The sequence below is a fragment of the Lentibacillus daqui genome (assembly GCF_027186265.1).
Lineage (GTDB): Bacteria > Bacillota > Bacilli > Bacillales > Amphibacillaceae > Lentibacillus_C > Lentibacillus_C daqui.
This window is the reverse complement of record NZ_CP114176.1, coordinates 2,764,617-2,784,478: the sequence shown is the minus strand read 5'-3', so window position 1 is coordinate 2,784,478 and position 19,862 is coordinate 2,764,617. Positions and strand designations below refer to the sequence as shown.

18 protein-coding genes and 4 pseudogenes are annotated in these 19,862 nt (G+C 37.9%); 20 read left to right on the top strand and 2 right to left on the bottom strand.

All coding sequences use genetic code 11. The features are described from left to right. Window positions 1–19 precede the first annotated feature (19 nt). Complete coding sequence (gene gabT, locus O2S85_RS14115) at window positions 20–1,321, bottom strand: 4-aminobutyrate--2-oxoglutarate transaminase (RefSeq protein ID WP_269409939.1); 1,302 nt, start codon at window positions 1,319–1,321, stop codon at window positions 20–22. 107 nt (window positions 1,322–1,428) lie between these two features. Here gabT and gabR point away from each other — a divergent pair, with 107 nt between their 5' ends. The 10 genes from gabR to O2S85_RS14065 all read left to right on the top strand — a co-directional run bounded on the left by gabR (window position 1,429) and on the right by O2S85_RS14065 (window position 8,229). Beyond that, window positions 1,429–2,835, top strand: a complete 1,407-nt coding sequence (gene gabR / locus O2S85_RS14110) for a MocR-like transcriptional regulator GabR (RefSeq protein ID WP_269409938.1) — start codon at window positions 1,429–1,431, stop codon at window positions 2,833–2,835. A gap of 568 nt (window positions 2,836–3,403) precedes the next feature. Further along, a complete protein-coding gene (locus tag O2S85_RS14105; protein WP_269412595.1) occupies window positions 3,404–3,814 on the top strand; it encodes a YwqH-like family protein in 411 nt (136 codons plus the stop codon). Next, the gene (locus O2S85_RS14100) at window positions 3,815–4,096 is read left to right on the top strand and encodes a YwqI/YxiC family protein (protein WP_269409937.1); all 282 of its coding nucleotides are present in this window, start codon (window positions 3,815–3,817) and stop codon (window positions 4,094–4,096) included. Window positions 4,097–4,225: 129 nt separating this feature from the next. Continuing rightward, window positions 4,226–4,450, top strand: a complete 225-nt coding sequence (locus O2S85_RS14095; protein ID WP_269409936.1) for a hypothetical protein — start codon at window positions 4,226–4,228, stop codon at window positions 4,448–4,450. A 14-nt stretch (window positions 4,451–4,464) separates the two neighbouring features. Beyond that, window positions 4,465–4,902, top strand: coding sequence for a hypothetical protein (locus tag O2S85_RS14090; RefSeq protein WP_269409935.1), 438 nt, complete (start codon window positions 4,465–4,467; stop codon window positions 4,900–4,902). 13 nt (window positions 4,903–4,915) lie between these two features. After that, the gene (locus tag O2S85_RS14085) at window positions 4,916–5,233 is read left to right on the top strand and encodes a hypothetical protein (RefSeq protein ID WP_269409934.1); all 318 of its coding nucleotides are present in this window, start codon (window positions 4,916–4,918) and stop codon (window positions 5,231–5,233) included. A 42-nt stretch (window positions 5,234–5,275) separates the two neighbouring features. Continuing rightward, window positions 5,276–5,989: a hypothetical protein gene (locus O2S85_RS14080; RefSeq protein WP_269409933.1), complete on the top strand. Its 714-nt coding sequence runs from the start codon at window positions 5,276–5,278 to the stop codon at window positions 5,987–5,989. A 656-nt stretch (window positions 5,990–6,645) separates the two neighbouring features. Next, window positions 6,646–7,326: a hypothetical protein gene (locus tag O2S85_RS14075; RefSeq protein ID WP_269409932.1), complete on the top strand. Its 681-nt coding sequence runs from the start codon at window positions 6,646–6,648 to the stop codon at window positions 7,324–7,326. 1 nt (window position 7,327) lies between these two features. Beyond that, window positions 7,328–7,681 carry a PIM7 family immunity protein gene (locus O2S85_RS14070; protein ID WP_269409931.1) on the top strand — a complete coding sequence of 118 codons (354 nt, stop codon included), beginning with the start codon at window positions 7,328–7,330 and terminating at the stop codon, window positions 7,679–7,681. A gap of 323 nt (window positions 7,682–8,004) precedes the next feature. Continuing rightward, on the top strand, window positions 8,005–8,229 hold the full coding sequence (locus O2S85_RS14065) for a hypothetical protein (RefSeq protein WP_269409930.1): 225 nt from the start codon (window positions 8,005–8,007) through the stop codon (window positions 8,227–8,229). 326 nt (window positions 8,230–8,555) lie between these two features. Here the strand turns inward: O2S85_RS14065 and O2S85_RS14060 are convergent. Then, window positions 8,556–9,963: pseudogene (locus O2S85_RS14060) on the bottom strand (ISLre2 family transposase). Between the two features lie 104 nt (window positions 9,964–10,067). Here O2S85_RS14060 and O2S85_RS14055 point away from each other — a divergent pair. The 10 genes and pseudogenes from O2S85_RS14055 (at window position 10,068) to O2S85_RS14010 (ending at window position 19,804) form a co-directional block, all read left to right on the top strand. Continuing rightward, window positions 10,068–11,356 (top strand): annotated as a pseudogene (locus tag O2S85_RS14055) (IS1380 family transposase). Between the two features lie 201 nt (window positions 11,357–11,557). After that, window positions 11,558–11,716, top strand: coding sequence for a phospholipase D-like domain-containing protein (locus tag O2S85_RS14050; RefSeq protein ID WP_269409929.1), 159 nt, complete (start codon window positions 11,558–11,560; stop codon window positions 11,714–11,716). 226 nt (window positions 11,717–11,942) lie between these two features. Then, a pseudogene (locus O2S85_RS14045) lies at window positions 11,943–12,316 on the top strand (YxiG family protein). A gap of 113 nt (window positions 12,317–12,429) precedes the next feature. After that, window positions 12,430–12,912 carry a Cdi1I family immunity protein gene (locus tag O2S85_RS14040; protein WP_269409927.1) on the top strand — a complete coding sequence of 161 codons (483 nt, stop codon included), beginning with the start codon at window positions 12,430–12,432 and terminating at the stop codon, window positions 12,910–12,912. A gap of 151 nt (window positions 12,913–13,063) precedes the next feature. Next, the gene (locus O2S85_RS14035) at window positions 13,064–13,588 is read left to right on the top strand and encodes a hypothetical protein (protein WP_269409926.1); all 525 of its coding nucleotides are present in this window, start codon (window positions 13,064–13,066) and stop codon (window positions 13,586–13,588) included. 1 nt (window position 13,589) lies between these two features. Continuing rightward, window positions 13,590–13,967 carry a UCP019853 family protein gene (locus tag O2S85_RS14030; protein ID WP_269409925.1) on the top strand — a complete coding sequence of 126 codons (378 nt, stop codon included), beginning with the start codon at window positions 13,590–13,592 and terminating at the stop codon, window positions 13,965–13,967. 198 nt (window positions 13,968–14,165) lie between these two features. Next, window positions 14,166–14,575, top strand: a pseudogene (locus O2S85_RS18835) (immunity protein YezG family protein). A gap of 418 nt (window positions 14,576–14,993) precedes the next feature. Beyond that, window positions 14,994–16,349: an APC family permease gene (locus tag O2S85_RS14020; protein ID WP_269409924.1), complete on the top strand. Its 1,356-nt coding sequence runs from the start codon at window positions 14,994–14,996 to the stop codon at window positions 16,347–16,349. 100 nt (window positions 16,350–16,449) lie between these two features. Next, entirely contained in the window at window positions 16,450–17,796 is a 1,347-nt protein-coding gene (locus O2S85_RS14015; RefSeq protein WP_269409923.1) for an APC family permease, read from the top strand. Window positions 17,797–18,148: 352 nt separating this feature from the next. Further along, window positions 18,149–19,804: an amidohydrolase gene (locus O2S85_RS14010; protein WP_269409922.1), complete on the top strand. Its 1,656-nt coding sequence runs from the start codon at window positions 18,149–18,151 to the stop codon at window positions 19,802–19,804. The last annotated feature ends 58 nt before the right edge of the window (window positions 19,805–19,862 follow it).

The following is a 19,862-nucleotide window of genomic DNA, read 5'->3' as shown; positions in this document are numbered from 1 at the left end:
GTGTAAGTGATACTGTAATTTATTCAAAAGCTTTTTCCAAAATGTCCAGTCCTTTATTTAATTCTTCATTGGTAATAACAAGTGGTGCCAAAAAGCGGATCACATTGCCTTTTAGTCCAGCCGAAAGTAGTAACAGGCCATTGTCATTGGCATATTTCACAATTTCACTGGTTTTTTGTTTGTTAGGCAGTTTTTCTGTTCGGTCAGTAACCAGTTCAGCTGCAACCATCGCACCAAGACGGCGAACTTCACCGATATAGGCGTGTTTCTCCTTTAATTCGTTTAATTTATCTTCTATTTTCTGTCCGATTGTCTCCGCTTTTGCTGATAGCTGTTCTTCTTCCATTACATCGATGACAGCCAATGCAGCTGCACAAGCAACAGGGCTACCAGCGTATGTGCCGCCTAATTCACCGGGTTCAGCAGCATTTAAAATTTCATTGCGTCCAACTACACCGCTTAACGGCAGACCGGCGGCCAATGATTTTGATACGGTAATGAGGTCAGGTACGACATCGAAATGGTCGATGGCAAATAATTTTCCGGTTCGTCCAAAACCTGTCTGAATTTCATCGGCAACAAAAACAATGCCATGTTCCTTACAGTAATCGCTTACAAATTGGACGAATTTTTTCGGTGGAATGACAAAACCGCCTTCTCCTTGAACAGGCTCCATAACCACACATGCCACAGTCTCAGGTGCTACTGTAGAAAGGAAAAAATCTTCAAATTCAGCAATTTTTTGGTCAACATAAGCTTCCTCTGTCATGGTATCCGGCTTATGGTATGTGTATGGATATGGTGCTTGATAAACCTCTGGTGCAAAGGGGCCAAAGCCAAATTTGTATGGTTTCACTTTGCTTGTCATACTCATCGTCATATTCGTTCGGCCATGGAAACCACGGGTAAAGGAAACCACAGCTTGTCTGCCTGTATAGCGGCGGGCGGCTTTTACCGCATTTTCAACAGCTTCTGCTCCTGAATTCAATAATATCGCTTGTTTATCAAATGTGCCAGGTGTAATCTCGCATAATTTCTCGGCTAGATTAATATACCCTTCATACATCATCACATTGAAGCCGGGATGGAGAAAACGATCAACTTGTTGTTTGACAGCTTCGGTTACTTTTGGATGGGTATGGCCGACATTTAATGTACCAATTGCACCTGCAAAATCAATCCATTCTTTTCCTTCGATATCTGTTACAGTTGCACCGCTGGCATATGCGGCAATATTCAAATTCCCGTTACTTACACCACGCGGGATATACTGTTGTCGTTTGGCTTGTAATTCTTCTGTTGTTAGCAAAGATGTTGTCATCAAAAGTCACTCCTTCTTTCCAATATAGTGATAAGTATGACAAATATCTGGTATAATGAAAAGTACCAGTTGTTAATTTCTATAGGTACCAGATGGAGGATTATCTTATGTTGTTTACGTTGGATAAAATGGAGTGCAGAAAAAATCTATATCAGCAAATTTATGAACGTTTAAAGGAACATATGATGAACGGTCGATTGCAGGCTAATGAAAAGCTTCCTTCTAAACGGCAGCTTGCCGAGCAATTGCAGGTCAGTGTGAATACTGTGACAAATGCTTATGAACAGCTACTGGCAGAAGGATATATTTATACCAAAGAAAGAAAAGGTTATTATGTAGAAAATATTACCCCGTTTATACAGAGAGGAAGCCTGCAGAAGTTACCGAAAGATTTGAAAGAATGCACGCAGAACAAAGAAGGCTGGCTCTCCCTATCCCATATGACATCCGATATATCCATGTTTCCCGTTCAGGAATGGATGAAATGCCAGCAAAAAGCGATTGCCAATCATAAACGTGAACTATCGGAGCTTGGCCATTTTCAGGGACCATATATGGTACGGCAAACGATCGCTCGGATGATCGCGATGTCACGTGGAGTGGTTTGCGAACCGGAACAAATTGTTATTGGCGCGGGCACACAATTGTTAATTCGCAATTTAATGGGATTAAGCAAGCGGGACAGCGTTGTTGCAGTAGAGGATCCGGGTTATTCCCGTTTCTATACGCTTTTGAAAAATATGGGCTTTGATGTGCGTGCACTTCCTATTGATGACAAGGGGATTGCCATGGATGAGGTTGATGACTGCAGCATTAATTACTTGTTTGTCACCCCGTCCCATCAATTTCCCACTGGTAAAATTATGCCGATTAACAGAAGGATTGAATTATTGAATTGGTCAACCCAGGGTCAGGATCGGTATATTATCGAGGATGATTATGATAGTGAATTTAAATATGAAACCGATAGTATTCCATCATTGCAAAGTCTGGACCAAAATCAACGGATCATTTATACAGGTACGTTTTCCAAAACCATCCTGCCCGGGTTGCGGATCAGCTACATGGTATTGCCGCCGGATATGTTAAGGAAATACCGGAAACATTATCGGCATCTGATGCAAAGCAGTAACGCACTATCGCTGTATACACTATATTATTTCATTGAAACAGGAGCATATGCGCGTCACCTTAAACGGATGACACACCATTATGAATCGAAACGCAAGGAATTAATGGGGCAGATCCGTGAACGCTTTGGGGAAAAGGTGGCCATAGAAGATATTCCGGCTGGCTTGCATTTTTTGGCTCGGTTTCAAACAAAGAAATCATATGAAGAAGTAGAAGAAGATGCAAAAAGGAAAAAGCTAGAAATCTATTCGATGCGCCGATTTATGTTGGCGAATAAGTATCAAACGCCGGGGGTAGTTGATCTGGTGTTGGGATTTGCCAATATTCAGGAGGAGCAGATCCCGGAAGCGGTGAAGCGGTTGGAGCGGGTTTTGCTAGGGTAGAAGGATTGATCACACGATGTTCAGGCCGAAATCTACCACGTGTTTCTTGGCGTGGCTTTACGGATCGCTGATAGAAAGCTCGGAATCGCTGATAGGCAGCTCAAAACCGCTGATAGGAATCCCGAAACCGCTGATAGGGAGCTCGGAATCGCTGATAGGGAGCTCGGAATCGCTGATAGGAATCCCGAAACCGCTGATAGAACGCCCGTAACCGCTGATAGGCAGCTCAAAACCGCTGATATATTATTGGACCCATGATAAAAATGACAAGTTCCGTGTTGTTTCGTGGCTGTTTTGGTAATCCCTACTGTCTCGCGGGCTGCTGAAAAAGTGTGAACAAGGTCTGTCGCAAATTTGATATAACGCATGAGAACATAACTGCATGCGTTTTGTCGGCAGGGGATTTTTTCAGCAATTCCTGATTGCCTTTCTGCGAGTAAGCTAAAAGTCTTGGTTTCCCGAAAAATAGATCAAAAGGCACTTCGAAATTATGCCGAATGTATCATATAATTTAGTTTAATTGGTTTGTTTTCCCATTCGGAATATATCACGGGACGCAGAGGTGAAAATGATGAATGCAGTGACTCTTGGCAGTATAGCGTCTGTTCAAGGTGCAATCAGCGGGTTGCGTCTACAGTTGGAGGCGAAAAGAGAGGAATTAGAACGGCTTAATCGGGCTTTATCGGAATTGTCGGATTGCCAAAATGATTTTCATACGAAAAAACCACTTTGTTTAAAACCGGAATTAACGGCAACTACCTGGTTCGGGGAGTGGGCTGATGATTTTGACTCCATAAGAGAAAATGAATTGCAAGAGAGCTATGTTGAAATCTCCGATGAACAATTGGATGATGCAATTTCCAAGTTGGAAGCAAAGATTCAGGAAATCAAACTAGAGATTCAAAGTCTGGAGGCAAGTATCGCAGCCCAGCGTACTATAATTGCTGGCCTGTACGCACAGGGAAAGGGGGACAAATAAATGAGTCAGGAAATTAAGGTCGCTCCGTTTTCAATTGAGTCGGCATTGGCGGAATTGCAGGCGGCTGGGGAGTCATTGGAGACGACTTTTGCCAAGGAAATAAATGGAGCGAACATCCTTGATATGGTCGAAAAAATCAACGAAATGAAACAAACGTATGAAGAAATTTTAACCTCCTACAAAATGTTGTTGAAGAATAATGCGGACGAGACCGGGGTGGCAATTGACTCATTTGTGGAAAATGAAAAAGTGATTGCGGACGCCATTCAATTTACACGATAGTTTTCAGATTGCACTGGCACTGAGGGATCAAAACAAGTAGATAAAGTTAAGGACGTTGGGATACAGGCAAACAAGTCAACCAAGAATACTACAACTTTATGGGATATTAAAACAACAGCTGATAAAAAATTGAAATATAAATTTAATGGGGAAAATGTTACCGCATATCGTGATCCAAAAACAAAATTATGGTGGGCAAAAGATACAACTGGACAAGGTGATTCAGCTTTTAAAGTTTTTAAAGAAGCAAAAGGTGGAAAAGAGCTTCACTGGTTGGCAGATTCAGATAAATATGGAAACTTTATTCCTGATAAGCATAAAAGTCAAACTGGAACCGTAATAAAAATAAAATAGGAAAGAGGTTTATAATGTCTTTAACAAGTACAGATATTGAAAAACTATTTAAATTAGGATTTAAGAGACCTGAATACGCTGATGATGTTTATCCTCAGGATGTTTATGAATATCAAAATGCTACATGGACGGTGGGAGGAAGAATTGCCCCCTCAAGTTATTTATTATGTGACGAAGAAATTTATAAACAAGGAACTTGGATTCCTTCATTGGAAGATTATATAATCTGGTTAGAAGAAAATAATTGTACGTTTAACTTATCTTTTGATGGGTTTAGTTATAAAGTTTTGGTCACTTGTGTCAATGAACAAAACTATAAAGGAAAGGGAGTTTCGCTTGAAGTAGGTTTATTTAATGTTACCATCCAAATACTTCGGGATTTTGGTGGTGCACCCGTACAAAAAAAATATAAGGTAATTGATGCGGAGATTATTGAAAAAGAAGATCTCTAAAGGAAGAGCCAGAATGTTTATTAAGTATGATGAATATGACCTATTAGAACTTTTTCAGAATGAGCCAGTTAGTATAACAGGTAATCCGGATGACGGGGAATTACTTTATTCATGCAAGGATAGTCAAAATTTTAAAGTGATTTTAACTTTGGATGTATATAGGCAAACGTGTAGTCTTAGTATAACATATAATGATGCTATAGTATTTGTTGGTGATTTTACCAGTGTTACCAGCATGAAGAAATTTGACAATAATATGATTATCTATATTGATGAAAAGGAAAAGATAAAAGTTAAATTTTCCAAACAAATTGGAGTAGAATTAATTTAAGTTTTGTTATTTCATGATGTGCCAGCACAAATTTATTACCATGTGGATAATGTGAAACAGTTTCCGAAGGGCCAAAACAGTATAGGCCATCACGTATTATTAAATATTGATGTGCTTCTTCCACTAGTTGAAAAGCTCAATCAAATCGGTGACGTAAAAGTAGATTACTTGGTAGCTGATCTAGGTTATTTTGGTGAAGAAGTCCAGACTACATCGTTGAAGGAACACGACGTCGCAGTGGTAACCGACTTTAAAAAGAACACGACCATCCCTGAAACTTGCTCTCCAAAAGGGGTGCCCGAATGTGAAGCTGGGCATGAGCTTATTTGGGATGGCTTTGATAAAGAAACCCAAACTTCCTGGTTTAACGGTGACGAAAGTAAATGCATGTCCTGTCCTTTACAGGCAATGCGTGATAAGCAGTTTAGTTTTTCCTTTGAAGAAAATCCATTCTTCTATGGACCTGTACCACAGGGCTCTGAACTGCAAAAAGAGATGCTTCATTATCGTAAACAAGTTGAACTAGGTTTCGCTCATGAGTCAAATCAATTGGACTCGGTCTTGCGTCATAAAAAGGTTCCTGTCAAAACAACGGAGAAAGTGCAATCCTTTTTCATTATGAGAGACATGTTTAGGTTGATTGAACGCATGATCAAACATGTACGAGAAACGGTTTTGCCCAAAGATCATGTTGAAAAAATTAAAGAGTTGCATAAACAGCAAATTGAGCAGATGTCATTGCCTTTAGCTGTTTAATCTCCAAGTTTATCTATGCTTCAAATGGTTTTTAAAAACCTATTTATATCCAAAGGGGAAGTATGTCCTTTTTTTGACTACAAATTATTGAATATTCAATTAAAACCTCCGCAATTCACACCATTTACTTTCATTTCCAATTATGGGGGTAAAGATTACTTACTCCGGTTCATATTCTTTAAAAAAGATACTTTTTGAACACGCTCTAATAGGGGTAGATATGGTAAAAATGAAATTAAAGATTAAAAATGATTCAAACAAATTAAGGTATATATCCATTATCAGACAAAACTGTAACGCAAGTATTGATAAAATTAAAAAGGATATAGAAAAGATTCTGTACTAGAGTGCGACTATTTTGATACGGATGAATTAAAACAGTTTCAAACGATAATTGATAAATTAATTGATGAAAAGGCCAAGGTTTATCTGTTTCAGGATGAAAGCGAAGTACCAATTGATAACATCAAAAATCTTATAAACACACATAAGCAAATTGCACAAGAAAGGGAAAATTTGGATGATGAAATTTTAGGACATGATTGATAAATATGGGTGTAATCTTGCTGAATCTTAGAAGTCCTTCCTATTGGATAAAGAATGTGACTTCTTTTATAAAACGGTAAAATAGATAGTTAGTTTAACAAAAACCTTGATTGGCATTAAGCCTTTCAAGGTTTTTTGCTAAGTTAGAACCGGAGTTTGATAGAAGATCTGCAAAAATAATCAGCTCCCAGCAAACATCAGCGCCACAGGGAGAAAGAGAATATTATGCGAGAGAACCGATTACCTTTGAAGATAAACGAAAGGTGATGGGTGGTAACTCTGACTTGGCTGGAGATCCATATATGATGGGGCATATTACTGTTGCCGGGGCAAATTTCATGTTTGATGATATTGTGACTATCGCGGATTCAAATGCAACAGCGGCCGATAAGATGATGGCCGGATTGTTTTTGTTTGGGAAGCCGGTTAAGTTGGTAGACAAGGGGTATGATTTATATCGGAGTGCATATAAGACTAGGAAGGTTGATAAGGGAAATGCTGTAAGTGAATTTGCGGGAAAAATTAATGCAACTAATATTCCTAACATGTCTAAAAAGGATATATTGGATAACCTGCCAAATAAGTGGAAACACACTGATCATAATGGCTTTATTCACATTAGAGATAGTAAAGGAAACATCAGAATGAAAATTGATCCTCCTGACAAAGTTACAAAATATGATCATGTTCATATATTTGATGAAAATGGTAACCCGCTTGATATAAACCTGAACATCGTGGATAGAAAAAGTCCAGATGCTCATATTCCATATGAAAATGAGGATGATTAATATGAAAGCACAACAAATTCAAAGCAAAATTGAAAACATGTACTACTGGGATGCAAGAGTATTAAAAATGGACTCCAACTTTTTTGGTGATGAGATTACCATTGTGTTTGAAGACACGGATTATAATGTAGAGTTATTGTTTACCGGTTGTTCGAAGTTCGTATTTGTAACAAGCGTTGACGATAGATTAAAACCTTTAAGAGAATTAACTAAACCTCAAATTCCTTATTTTATTCAGAATGTTGAGATTGAAGATATACAGATAGATGAAAAAGACCTACTGAAATGTAACATTTTAATGCCACCCTTAAATGTAGAAGTTGTATGTACTGATGTTATTATAAACAAAGCCTAATTAAAACCTTGGTTAGCTTAGGTCTTTCAAGGTTTTTAGTTACGGTTAAATAATATTGGATTTTTGGATTTCATCAAAAACATTGCCCGATGTTCTACATGAAGCATTGCAGAAACAGAACCAGTTCAATCGGGATGCGTAGCGGTTTGTCACGATGATGTACCCTAATTATGATGTTTCCAATTACATATAGGAATCTTGGCAGGAATATAAACAATGTCACGCCATTTGTATCGATGGCATGGTGGTAGCTATAAGAAAAGCCTGCCTGGTAAACCACTAGATGATACAGTTGATAATGATTTTTAAGGGAGGATATAAATATGTCGGTAATACTTTTAGTGGTAGAACAAGATGAAAATCAAATGAAATACTTACCCACAATAAGAAAAAATACAAATTTGGGATTTTCTGAGATTAAAAAAAGAATTGGAAATGTAAGTCCGATAATGGAATGTAATCTGTTTAAAGATGATGAGGACGGCGCAAAACTTAAAAAATTAATAAATGACCTGAATTATTCACTGAAATTCTATAATACAGTTTAAATGCTTATCTGACAGTCGGTTTAGCCAAAACATTTATTCATCTAATAAATGAAAAAAGAACCCATTTTCTGTTACAGTTAAAGTACCAACAAAAACCAACAGAAAGGGGTTCTTATATTGGCTACTTTACCGCAAATACCGCTAGATTTCAATCGCCAAATCAAATTAGTATGTGTCAAGTTTTTCTCGATGTTGCTTTCATACCAATATTTCAGGCACCATCATTTTGTACACTTTATTCGGGCTACCGCGCTGTCGCTTGCTGGCCCCGATTTTGAGGTAACGTTCTAAAGCCCAAGAACGTAACCCCTAAATCAGGGTATCATTTATTTAAAGCTCTTAACTAAATTACCCATGGCTGTTGAATGAGCCGTATATAAGCCTATAGCGCCTTGTCTGGCTCCCACTGATGGACGAGTTGGGTTACGTAGGATCTGCGACATTCTAACTGCTTTTTTAATTTCTCGTTGCTTTCTAGCGCTTCTGTGTTGATGTTTTAGGTACACATCTCTAAGTGTTTGATTTAAAATCCCTTGTTTCACTTTAACCATGGCTTCTCCGCCCTCTGAACTCCAATGCATCCCTCTTTTTTTCATACGAAAAGAAATGTGTCTTTGATTTGATTCCATCGCTCCCAAACTTCTTGCGTCTTTTGGTGGGTTTTCAACGACTTCTCGCCAGTCAAAAATCCGTTCCCAATTATTCATAACATACGTACGAAATGCTTTTACCTTTTCTATTTTTTTTGTATCGTCTAGGGTACTCTCATACGTATCTAGCCATAATATAAAAGCATCCCGGTCATGTTCTTTTAGTGCCTTTTTAACGCCATCCTTATACTTACTCCGTTCGCCACCTAAAGCACGATTTACAGCCTGTGAAACATGATAATGATCCAACTGATTCAAGACAGAGAAATGAGATTGTGAAAAGGCCTCTTGGAACTTCTCGGCCGTATATCCTAATCCTCCATCACTGTTTGTGACCACCCGCGTAGCCTCCAGTGAATAACGATGGGCTGTAAGGGCTTGTACTTCATTCCAAAAGTCTGGGGTTGATTGTGTCGTCATGATGACTTTGGGTTCTCGTAAAGCGACTCGTTTTCCATTTTTCTCCCAACCTTCATGAACAATGGCATGGTGCACTTCCAGGCTTTTTTCTTCACTGTACTACGCACAAAAACACCGTCTGCCTCCGCATATAGATACTCCACCTTTTCCCCTCCGGCAGGAAAGCAGCCTCATCCAACTCAATTACCATTTCTTCATCCGCCTGTGCCTGCGCTTTCCCAACACGTCTTACAATGCTTCCAACCGTTGTGTGACTGAGGTTAACTGCAGTCCATTCTTTTAAAACACGTGCTGTTTCCCGGTATGTACTTTGACTAGCAAGTTCTGCCACTTTTACTTCCACTAATGGACTATGTCGTTGGCTCTTTCGTATTCCCAACCATTCATCAAAGGGATAATGAGAATCTCCCTTCTCATCACCCATAAGCGTGTGACAAAAACACACTGACCCAAAGGTGAATTGAATTGTTTTCCAATCATCTCGCTTCACTGTCCAACCCATCGCTTGCTTCTCTTTCTTAATGACTTGATTCAATCCAGTAAATACTTCTCCCAATTTAGAAGCAAATACCTCATACATAAACAATCGGATACTTTCCTCTAATTCAATCAAATTACAGGTATCCTTTATTAACTCATTAATATTTGATATAATATTCCCCATGAAAAGGCCTCTCTCTAAAATGTATTTGCCCAGTCAAAGCATACATTTTATGATAGAGTGCCTTTTCTTTTTTGGCTAGAATATCGCTCAAATAACCTCGAGAAATATTTTACACTTACATCAAATTATCTAACGATGGTGGTGCACTTTCATCCGATACAGGTGAACTCTTATTCCGAGAGTTCGATGAAAAGATTGGCTTCTTCTCAACGCTGACAAAGCATTTAAAGCTTAAAGATGATCGACGTTACTATGTTCACTCCAATGAACAGTTACTTCGCCAAAAGATGTATCAAATCATTGCTGGATATGCCGAAGATGACGCAGCTGATCAATTAAGAATGATCCTGTCTTTACGCAGGTTGTAGGAACAGATGCTTTAGCTTCCCAGCCAAGTTTATCCCGGCTTTTCCCACGATTTGATGATGAATCGATGGAACAATTAAACCAGGCAAACCAGGAACTTTTAGACAAGGTGCATCAATATAGAAATGCCAAGTCGATTATTCTGGATTTGGATTCCACTCATGCAGATACATATGGTGATTAGGAGGATGCAACATTCAATACGCATTATGGAACCATTGGATTTCATCCTTTAGTTGCTTTTGACGGTATCACCGGCGATTTTTTGAAAGCAAAACTACGCCCAGGCAATGTCTATACTTCCAATGGCGTGGTGGATTTTATCGAGCCTGTTATCAACCATTACAATGAGCAGTTTCCTGAAACCATCCCGTTTCTGCGCGGTGACAGTGGCTTCGCCGTCCCGGGCCTATATGAACTGTGCGAGGATGAATCGGTTTATTATGTGATTCGTTTGAAATCCAATCCTAATTTGCAGCGACTTGCCGATGAGCTGCACCCTTCCACTGTTCCAACCGATGTGACAAAATCGGAAATCTATTATGAAGAAGCCGAGTATCAGGCAAAATCATGGTCCAAGCCAAGAAAAGTGATCATCCAATCCGTTCGTCCGGCCGGTGAATTGTTTTTCACGCACGCTTTCTTTGTAACGAACCTGACTGATGTCTTCTCTCCTAAAGATATTGTTCATTCCTACCAGAAAAGAGGAACGATGGAGAATTATATCAAGGAATCCAAAAATGGGTTTAACCTGGATCGCATGAGCAGCCATAAATTTGAATGCAATGAGGTTAGAATGATGCTTAGTTTGTTAGCTTATAACCTTACGAATTGGATGCGTACGCTTTGTTTTCCTGAAGAACAGAAAAACATGCGGATCCAAACGATACGAACTAGAATCATTAAAGTCGCCAGTAAATTGGTAAAGTCAGGACGATCTCTTTACTTTAAATTAGCCTCCAGCTTTGTGTATCAATCGTTTTTCTGGAAAGTATTACAGCGAATTCAAAGATTACAATTAGAGTGAGGCCATACCGCTGTTCTCTAAGCACATTTAAAAAACCATCGTAAGACCAAGGGAGTCGTATGTCCAAAAAATAGAGATTTTCAAGGATCTCTAGTTTAAGCAAACCATTTCTGGAAAGGTTCCATCTTATTTTACGAAAATAACCCAGAGCTAAGCTTCATTTATCTTTTTGGTTAGAAGTATGAATAATTCAGGAATGAATTGATAAATGTTGGTGCCAAGATAAGACTATTTGATGGTGAATTAGTTAAAAATAAAGAAGTATCTGTTGAATACTTGATGAATAGATTTGATAGATATAAAGATATACAAAAACAAAATGAAATGTTAGATGATTTAATGTATGGTGAAGGAATTTGATCTCCCTTTTTGAGGGGGATCTTCTTTTATATTCCGTCTGGAGGAAGGTGTTTAAGAATGTGCAAATCTGAAATAAAGTTACCAGATAATCGAATTAATCCGGATTTTTGGCTGATTTAATCTGATAAACGGAGGCTGGAATAAAGTGGCTGATTTACATTACTACATTAAAAAATGGGATAAGGGGCGAATTTATGGCGAATTTAGAAACCCAGTTAAACAACTTATGGGCAGGCATAATAAAAAATTAGACTTCGATTTGTTAAATAATAGGATATTCTTATCCCTGGAGGTTTTGGAAAATGGCAATGTAAACAGTTTCAATGTAACTTTTGTTGGTGTTTCGTCACATTATTTTTTAAGGAATAATGGGGAAGAAAGATTCTCGTTTTATAAGATAGAGGATGAGGATTATTTGGAATTGACGTCAATTGATTATTTTGAGAAAGGAGTAGGGAACATTGTTATTAGTTCAACCAAAGAAGAGTAAGTGAATATTTCTCTAGCGCAAATTTTGTCTTAGAAATTTGGAGTGCCATGTTATTTATCGAAGCAAAGGCCATCAAGATTAACGGTGTTGTTTATAATAATTTAGTGTAGATATAACGTAATAGAGTTTCTGGAGAAAGATTACCAGATGGGTGCGGAGTTTGATTAAACCTTGATGGTACCTTTAAAGGATTCATTGACCAATGAAAAAAGGCGGTTTATAAATGGAAAATCTAGAGATTATATTATCTGATTTTAGTAAGGGTAGAATCAATAAACTAATTGATGAAGAACTCAAATTATCTACATTAAGATCTAGGTCATCACATTTTTATGATAATGTTTCGGAAAAGGATTTGGATTTTTCTCATGTGAACAACATGGAAGAGACTTTATCACCGAAAGGCACAGGAAATATATTTTTGGAAGAATTGCAGTTAGGTATATCGTTAAAAAACGTATTAATAGTTTTCTCCTTTGATGAACATAATGGTGACATTGTATTTAATTTTCCTGAAAATGAATTATCAATGGATGAGGGGAATGACAATAGGTTAAGGCTGAAAAAGCTAGTACATTTTCTGGTTAATTTGAGAAAAAACTATGATATTCCAAAAGTTGTAATTGGTTATGAACCTGCCGCTGATGAGGATACTTTGTTAATAAAAATCAATAATACCGTAACCATTTATGACCCAATGAAATAAAAAATATTTTCTTGATTTAATCGCCTTAAGGAGGGTTTTTGAGATAGAGTTTTTAATACACTACCGGAATCATGGCAGGAATATAAACAATGTTACACCCAAGGATATAAGTAAGCAGAGGTATGTTCAGGAGCTTGCGGAACAAAACAGAATGACAGATGAGGAAGCAATCCAAATACAACAGTATCTGCAAAAAATAAGTGGTGAAGAAGTAACGACAAGCAAGGTAGGAGTTGCACCTCATAGTTTCCATAATCAGGAATTGGCACAAAAGCAAAAAGAGATAGAAGACCTGCAAAAAATGATCAGCTCCCGGCAAACATCTGCGTCACAGGGCGAAAGAGAATATTATGCGAGAGAACCGATTACCTTTGAAGATAAACGAAAGGTGATGGGTGGTAACTCTGACTTGGCTGGGGATCCTTATATGATGGGGCATATTACTGTTGCCGGGGCAAATTTCATGTTTGATGATATTGTGACTATCGCAGATCCAAACGCGACAGTGGCCAACAAGATGATGGCTGGGTTGTTTTTGTTTGGGAAGCCGGCTAAAATAGTGGGAAAAGGTGCAGAGGCGTTTAAGGTTGTGGGGGAGGTTAAGGAGGCTAGTAGGGTAAAGTATGAAAGACTCCAAATAGTTTTACGAATAGAGAAAAGAATAAGGTGGAGTTAAAGTGGAGCATTATGCCAAGGTTATACGATTAAATCCTAATATTGAGGAAGAAGTAAGAGTCGAAATTAATGGGAATGAATTTACAGGTTTTGCGATTATATGTCCATATGAAATTGAGGAAGGTAAGAGATATCCAGTTGAGTTGGGGTTTGCCATTTTAGATGAATTTACAATACATGAACTATTCGATGATAAAAAAGGGATAATGAATATTGATAACGCAGGTTATACATCTAAAATTTTTGGGATTTTACATGAAGAATATATCGACGCAGGGATTGCGATCCAGGATGACGATGGATATTTCCAAGACTTTTTACCCTTAACAGGGAAGTATGTTGAGGTTGAGGTAGACAAGATAAATATCGAATTTTTATAATCCCTAAACTTGATTCATATTATATTTAATATTCACCCTCCCTTGAATATAACCTTGATGGGCTTTGAGTCTTTCAGGTTTTTTGCTAGGTTAAGAAGATATTGAATTCGACAAAAGGTAATGTGTGGTAACTTCGATCTTTTTGGGATCCATATTATATATTGGATAGACTGACTAATTATCCTGGAGGTTAATAAGATGGAAACTAGTACAATGGAAGAAATATACCAACAAATTGCTAACTCACTAGTCAATATCATACCTGAGGAATGGAAAGAAATTTATCTATACGCTGAGTTTAGGGACGGGTATAAAAAGGTTTTTTCTATTATTACCCTGAAGCTAATAGTAAACCGATCTATAGTCTTGATTTAACCGATTTATTTAATGTTGGTGAGGACGAATTCGATGACTTGGAGGATGAGCTATATCATTGTTTTGCGAAATTACATGAAGAATTTAATAAGCAAGGACAGGAACAATGGATCAACCTCACCTTTATCCTGAATAATACTGGCGAAATGAAAATCAACTATGGATATGAGGATCTTACCCAGCTCAGCTCTGTGGAAAAACAGGAGAAATGGGAAGCTAAGTATTTAAAGTAATATAACAATTGATGATAGAACGGTTCCAAATTTTATGCAATTTCTCATCGAAAAACTATTTTTTAGAAGAGGGGTTTTTAAAAAGATCTGTTAAGTGATCCTGGTATAGCCTGAGCAAAAAGGAAAATATTTAGAAAAAACATGAAGCGCCTTTGACTGATAAAGAGTTGAGGCGCTTGATTTTTTGAAAGAACATTTAAAAAACATGGACGTTATGCAAAAGAATATTAGATTATGCAATATTTCATAGAAACACTAGCTAAAATGACTGGAAATAAAGGTTTTGCCCTTGGCATGAAAATTGCAACTATTATAATACTGGAACATCAAATCCAAAAGGAGGTTTTTTAGTATCACAATTTTAATATTGGCACCGCTTTCAACCTAATTTAATTGCCATGTAAAGGAGAGCTGATAAATGTCAGAGAAAGATACGCTAAAGCGTTCGCTTGGACTATGGGCGATTGTTGGTCTTGGTTTAGGCTATATGACGCCAACCGTTGTATTTGATACGTTTGGGATTGTCTCAAAGGAAACCAGTGGAGTTGTACCGCTTGCATATGTTGTAGCATTAATTGTCATGTTATTTACCGCGATTAGTTATGGAAAGATGGTACAAGTATTTCCGAGTGCTGGTTCCGCTTACACGTATACACGAGAAACGATGAATCCGTATCTTGGTTTCATGGTTGGTTGGGCGGCATTATTGGATTATTTGCTGTTGCCGATGGTCAATGCTTTGATTATTCGCATTTACATGGTGTCTTTTTTTCCAGAGGTACCTGCATGGATCTGGGTAGTTGGCTATGTAATCGTAGTGACAGGGGTTAATATTTGGAGTATGGGTAAAACATCCAATTTGAATTCCATCCTTATCGTTTTTGTATCCACTTTAATTGTAGCCTTTATTGTTCTCGCCTTTATTAAACTATCACAAGGGATGGGGCAAGGAACCATTATGACAATGGATCCACTATTTCATTCCAATGTGGAGATTACCTCGGTTTTGACCGGTGCAACAGTTGTTTGTTTTTCATTCATTGGTTTTGATGCCATTACGATGTATACGGAAGAGGCGAAAAATACTAAGGTTATGCCGAAAGCGATTATGCTGACTGTACTGATAGGCGGAGGTATCTTTTTTGTATGCGGTTATTTCGCCCAGGCATTGTTTCCGGATGTATCGCAATTTAAAGTGGTTGATGATCCGTTACCTGAGATAGGCTTATATCTTGGTGGAACACTCTTCAAAATATTATTCGTCGCTGGTGCGTTTGCAGCGACAACAGCTTCCGGACTTGCGTCACATGCCAGTGTTTCCCGTCTGTTATATGTGATGGGGCGAAATGGAGTATTACCAAGAAAATTCTTTGGGTATGTCCATCCTAAATTTAGAACTCCAGTCCTGTCGATTATATTAGTTGGCGTCGTCTCGTTGTTTGCAATAACCCCTAGTCTGGAATTGATTTCTGCTGTGATTAATTTTGGGGCATTGATTGCTTTTACATTTGTTAATTTGTCCGTTATTGCCTATTTTGTATTCCGGAAGAAAAGGTATAAAACGCCAAGGGATATTTTTTCCTATTTAATCATGCCCCTTATCGGAGCAGGATTAACAGGTGTTTTATGGTACTTTCTGCATGCTGATGCGCTTATTGGTGGTGTCGTTTGGGTGGCGATCGGGATTATTTACATGCTGTTTCAAACGAGATTCTTTAAAAGGAAGATGGCTGATTTTGATTTTGAAGAAGCGGAAAAAGCGACATCCCTTTGATGAGGATGTAAAACTGTGGTATATGGAGCAATATGTAAAAGACGCATTGAAGGCGATTACCTATTAAACGATTAAATTTTGATTTTGGGGAGGCTACACAATGAAGGAAGATACGAAATTATCCAGATCCCTGTCGCTGTTTTCCGTTGTATTATTCGGGTTTGCATTCATGGCGATAGGAACCGTGTTCAGCACATATGGTGTTGCATCGCAATTATCACATGGCATGGTTGCCGGTTCGTATGTTTTGGCATCAATCGTGATGTTATTTACGGCCTATAGTTACGGACAAATGGCTAAAGCTTATCCGATCTCCGGATCCGCTTATACGTATTCTCAAAAAGCCATTAGTCCACATATAGGTTTTCTTGTGGGATGGGCTATATTAATGGACTATATATTCATTCCAATGGTCAATTATTTGCTGTTTGGTATTTTCTTTTCGGCGGCTATTCCGGAAATACCATCGTATGTTTGGATTTTGTTACTGATTATTATAATAACTTTTATTAATATTAAGGGGGTAAAATTAGCTACCGGTGCGAATGTATTGATTATTGGATTCTCCATATTTTTCATCATTCTTTTCTGTCTGTTTTCTGTAAAAACGATTCTTCAAGGTACAGGAACAGGGATGCTCGTGAATATGGAACCGTTTATCAACACGGATGAACCGTTAAAGTTTATCGTGGCCGGCGCAGCTTTACTTTGTTTTTCCTTTCTTGGGTTTGATTCCGTGTCCACTTTTGCTGAAGAAACGGTTAATCCTAAAAAGAATATCCCACGAGCTATTTTAATTATCACGATCATCGGGGGACTCATTTTTGTCATTGTGTCGTATTTCGCACACAATGTATGGCCAGATTATGCGAGTTTCAAAGATCCGGATTCAGCCTCCTATGAGATTATTGAACTTGTGGGTGGGAATTTTCTAAAGACATTATTCTTAATTATGTATGCGGCAGGTGTAGTAGGTTCAGCCATGTCATCACAAGCCAGCGCTGCACGTGTACTGTACGCTATGGGAAGGGATGGGCAGTTACCGAAGAAATTTTTTGGTAAATTGCACAAAAAGTATAAGACACCGGTCAATAATATTTTGCTGATTAGCATTTTATCATTGTCATCATTATTTTTAAGTTTGACATTGGTTGCTTCTTTTATTAATTTTGGCGCATTTTTAGCATTTACGTTTGTGAATATCTCTGTTATTGTTTTATTTTTTGGACGACAGAAAAAACGTTCGCTTAAAGGGATTATCTGTTACTTGATTATTCCTTTGATCGGCGGGGTTCTTGATATATGGTTACTTATCAATCTCGATATACATTCCAAAGTTCTTGGAAGCATCTGGTTTTTATTAGGGGTTTTATATTTAGCGTTTTTAACAAAGGGCTTTAAAAAACGTCCACCGGAATTAAGATTGGAAGAAACAGAAACAGCATAATCAATAGATAGATTCATTATAAGAACAGCAAGGAGCTATGCTGAAGTAGTTCCTTTGCTGTTATTAAAGTAAAAACTGGATAGGTGGTACAAGGATGTTTTCATATTTAATGAATACGCATAATAATATGCAATTAATAATAGGTTATGCAATTTATCATAAAAACGATAGTTAAAACCGTTTGGATCAACAAATATGTAGTTGGCACGAAAATTGCATTCACTATAGTTGTAGGATTATATTTCATTCTTTGTAATCTTTGTCGCTACCTTAGAGGTTTTTTGAATTCTACTTTTATAAAATGCAAACATTTTGTAACCGCTTTAAAACGTTGGAAGAGGAGGATAATTTTATGGTTCTAGCAGACAAAATATTTTCCAGTCAATCCGTATTTACTGGTTTACAGGATCATGCCCAACCGGGTGCGATTGCGTTGAAGGATAACAAAATAATAGCTACTGGTTCTATAGAGGAAATGAAAGCATTCATTGGACCGAACACAAAAGAATTTGATTTTGGTGATCGAACAATTATGCCTGGTTTCCACGATGCGCATCTTCACATTATGCTGGGTGCATTGTTAATTCATGGTAGTGTTGATTTATCAGATGCTATTTCTTCAGGGGATGCCATCGAAAAAGTAAAGGAGTTTGCCGATCAAAGGCCAAATGATGAGTGGATTATCGGTTATGGTTGGGATCATTTAAGCTGGGGAGAGGACTTCCCTAATCGCTTTATTATTGATCAGGCAGTCATTGACCGACCAGTGCTCTTGTTTCATGCAGAATTGCATTATGCGTGGGTTAATAGTAAAGCGCTTAAAACGGCCGGGGTAACAAGTGAAACAGAAAACCCATCCAATGGAAAGATACAAAAAGATGAAGATGGCGAACCAACCGGTATTTTAATTGAAACTGCAACATCTCTGGTGGCAGACGTCGGGTTAGCCATGTCCAAGCAGGATCTGCAGGGGTTGTTGGAGGCTTTTTTGCAGGAAACGGCCAGATTGGGTATTACTTCAGTCAATGATTTATACCAGAGTAGTGTTGAACAAATGCATGGTCCAGACATATTCCATTTATTTAAAGAATTTGATGAAGCAGAACGATTGACTACCCGCATTCATCTTTATCCAGTTTTAGATGGCAACATAGAAGAAGCGAAAGATATGAAAAAAACCTTTGATTCGGGAAAACTAAAAATTTCGGGGCTGAAGCAGTTTATTGATGGTGTTGTGACAAGTCATACCGCTTATATGTTAGATCCATATGTAGATAAACCCGAAACAAAGGGAAATACTGCTTTACCAAAAGAGGTGATAAGAAGGCGCGCATTACAGGCTGATAAGGAAGGATTTCAAATCCGGTTTCATGCTATAGGAGATGGAGCAGTCAGTTTTGGTCTGGATGTTTTTGAAGAAGCACAAAAAATAAATGGAGTTAGAGATTCGCGTCATGCATTGGAACACATTGAGGTAATTCATCCGAATGACATATCAAGACTAAAGGCGTTGGGAGTTATTCCTTCCATCCAGCCTGCTCATTTGGCGCTTATGCCAAAAGAAAGTCATACGACACGGGTGAAAAAAGAAAAACATCCCTATCTATATACTTGCAAGTCATTACAAGGGGAAGAAATAAAGGTATCATTCGGTACTGACTTTCCGGTAACTGTATTGAACCCGATGCTGGAAATTTATTATGCCGTAAATCGATTGGATTACACTGGAGAAAATGTTTGGAATGCGCAAGAGAAACTTTCTGTTGCAGAAGCTTTGAAGGCTTATACTAGTGGTTCAGCATACAGTGTTTTTAGAGAAGATGAATTAGGAACGTTAGAAGAAGGAAAGCTTGCGGACATTGTCGTTTTGGATGAAAACATCTTCAAAATACCCCGGGAAAATATAGCTGATGTGAAAGTTGCTATGACAGTGGTTGACGGAAAGATTGTTTTTCAAAAGAGCAATTCATCAACTTCCGAACATTACCGTGCAAAAGCAGAGAGGTGATGGACAAGGTTTAACCGCTAAAAGTAGTTCTGCTTCAATCGATAAAAAGATTATAAAA

Bases quoted from the DNA above. Each gene is read 5' to 3' on its own strand.
- gabT (WP_269409939.1), bottom strand. From the start codon at position 1,321: ATGACAACATCTTTGCTAACAACAGAAGAATTACAAGCCAAACGACAA.
- gabR (WP_269409938.1), top strand. From the start codon at position 1,429: ATGTTGTTTACGTTGGATAAAATGGAGTGCAGAAAAAATCTATATCAG.
- O2S85_RS14105 (WP_269412595.1), top strand. From the start codon at position 3,404: ATGATGAATGCAGTGACTCTTGGCAGTATAGCGTCTGTTCAAGGTGCA.
- O2S85_RS14100 (WP_269409937.1), top strand. From the start codon at position 3,815: ATGAGTCAGGAAATTAAGGTCGCTCCGTTTTCAATTGAGTCGGCATTG.
- O2S85_RS14090 (WP_269409935.1), top strand. From the start codon at position 4,465: ATGTCTTTAACAAGTACAGATATTGAAAAACTATTTAAATTAGGATTT.
- O2S85_RS14085 (WP_269409934.1), top strand. From the start codon at position 4,916: ATGTTTATTAAGTATGATGAATATGACCTATTAGAACTTTTTCAGAAT.
- O2S85_RS14070 (WP_269409931.1), top strand. From the start codon at position 7,328: ATGAAAGCACAACAAATTCAAAGCAAAATTGAAAACATGTACTACTGG.
- O2S85_RS14065 (WP_269409930.1), top strand. From the start codon at position 8,005: ATGTCGGTAATACTTTTAGTGGTAGAACAAGATGAAAATCAAATGAAA.
- O2S85_RS14040 (WP_269409927.1), top strand. From the start codon at position 12,430: ATGGAAAATCTAGAGATTATATTATCTGATTTTAGTAAGGGTAGAATC.
- O2S85_RS14035 (WP_269409926.1), top strand. From the start codon at position 13,064: ATGACAGATGAGGAAGCAATCCAAATACAACAGTATCTGCAAAAAATA.
- O2S85_RS14020 (WP_269409924.1), top strand. From the start codon at position 14,994: ATGTCAGAGAAAGATACGCTAAAGCGTTCGCTTGGACTATGGGCGATT.
- O2S85_RS14015 (WP_269409923.1), top strand. From the start codon at position 16,450: ATGAAGGAAGATACGAAATTATCCAGATCCCTGTCGCTGTTTTCCGTT.
- O2S85_RS14010 (WP_269409922.1), top strand. From the start codon at position 18,149: ATGGTTCTAGCAGACAAAATATTTTCCAGTCAATCCGTATTTACTGGT.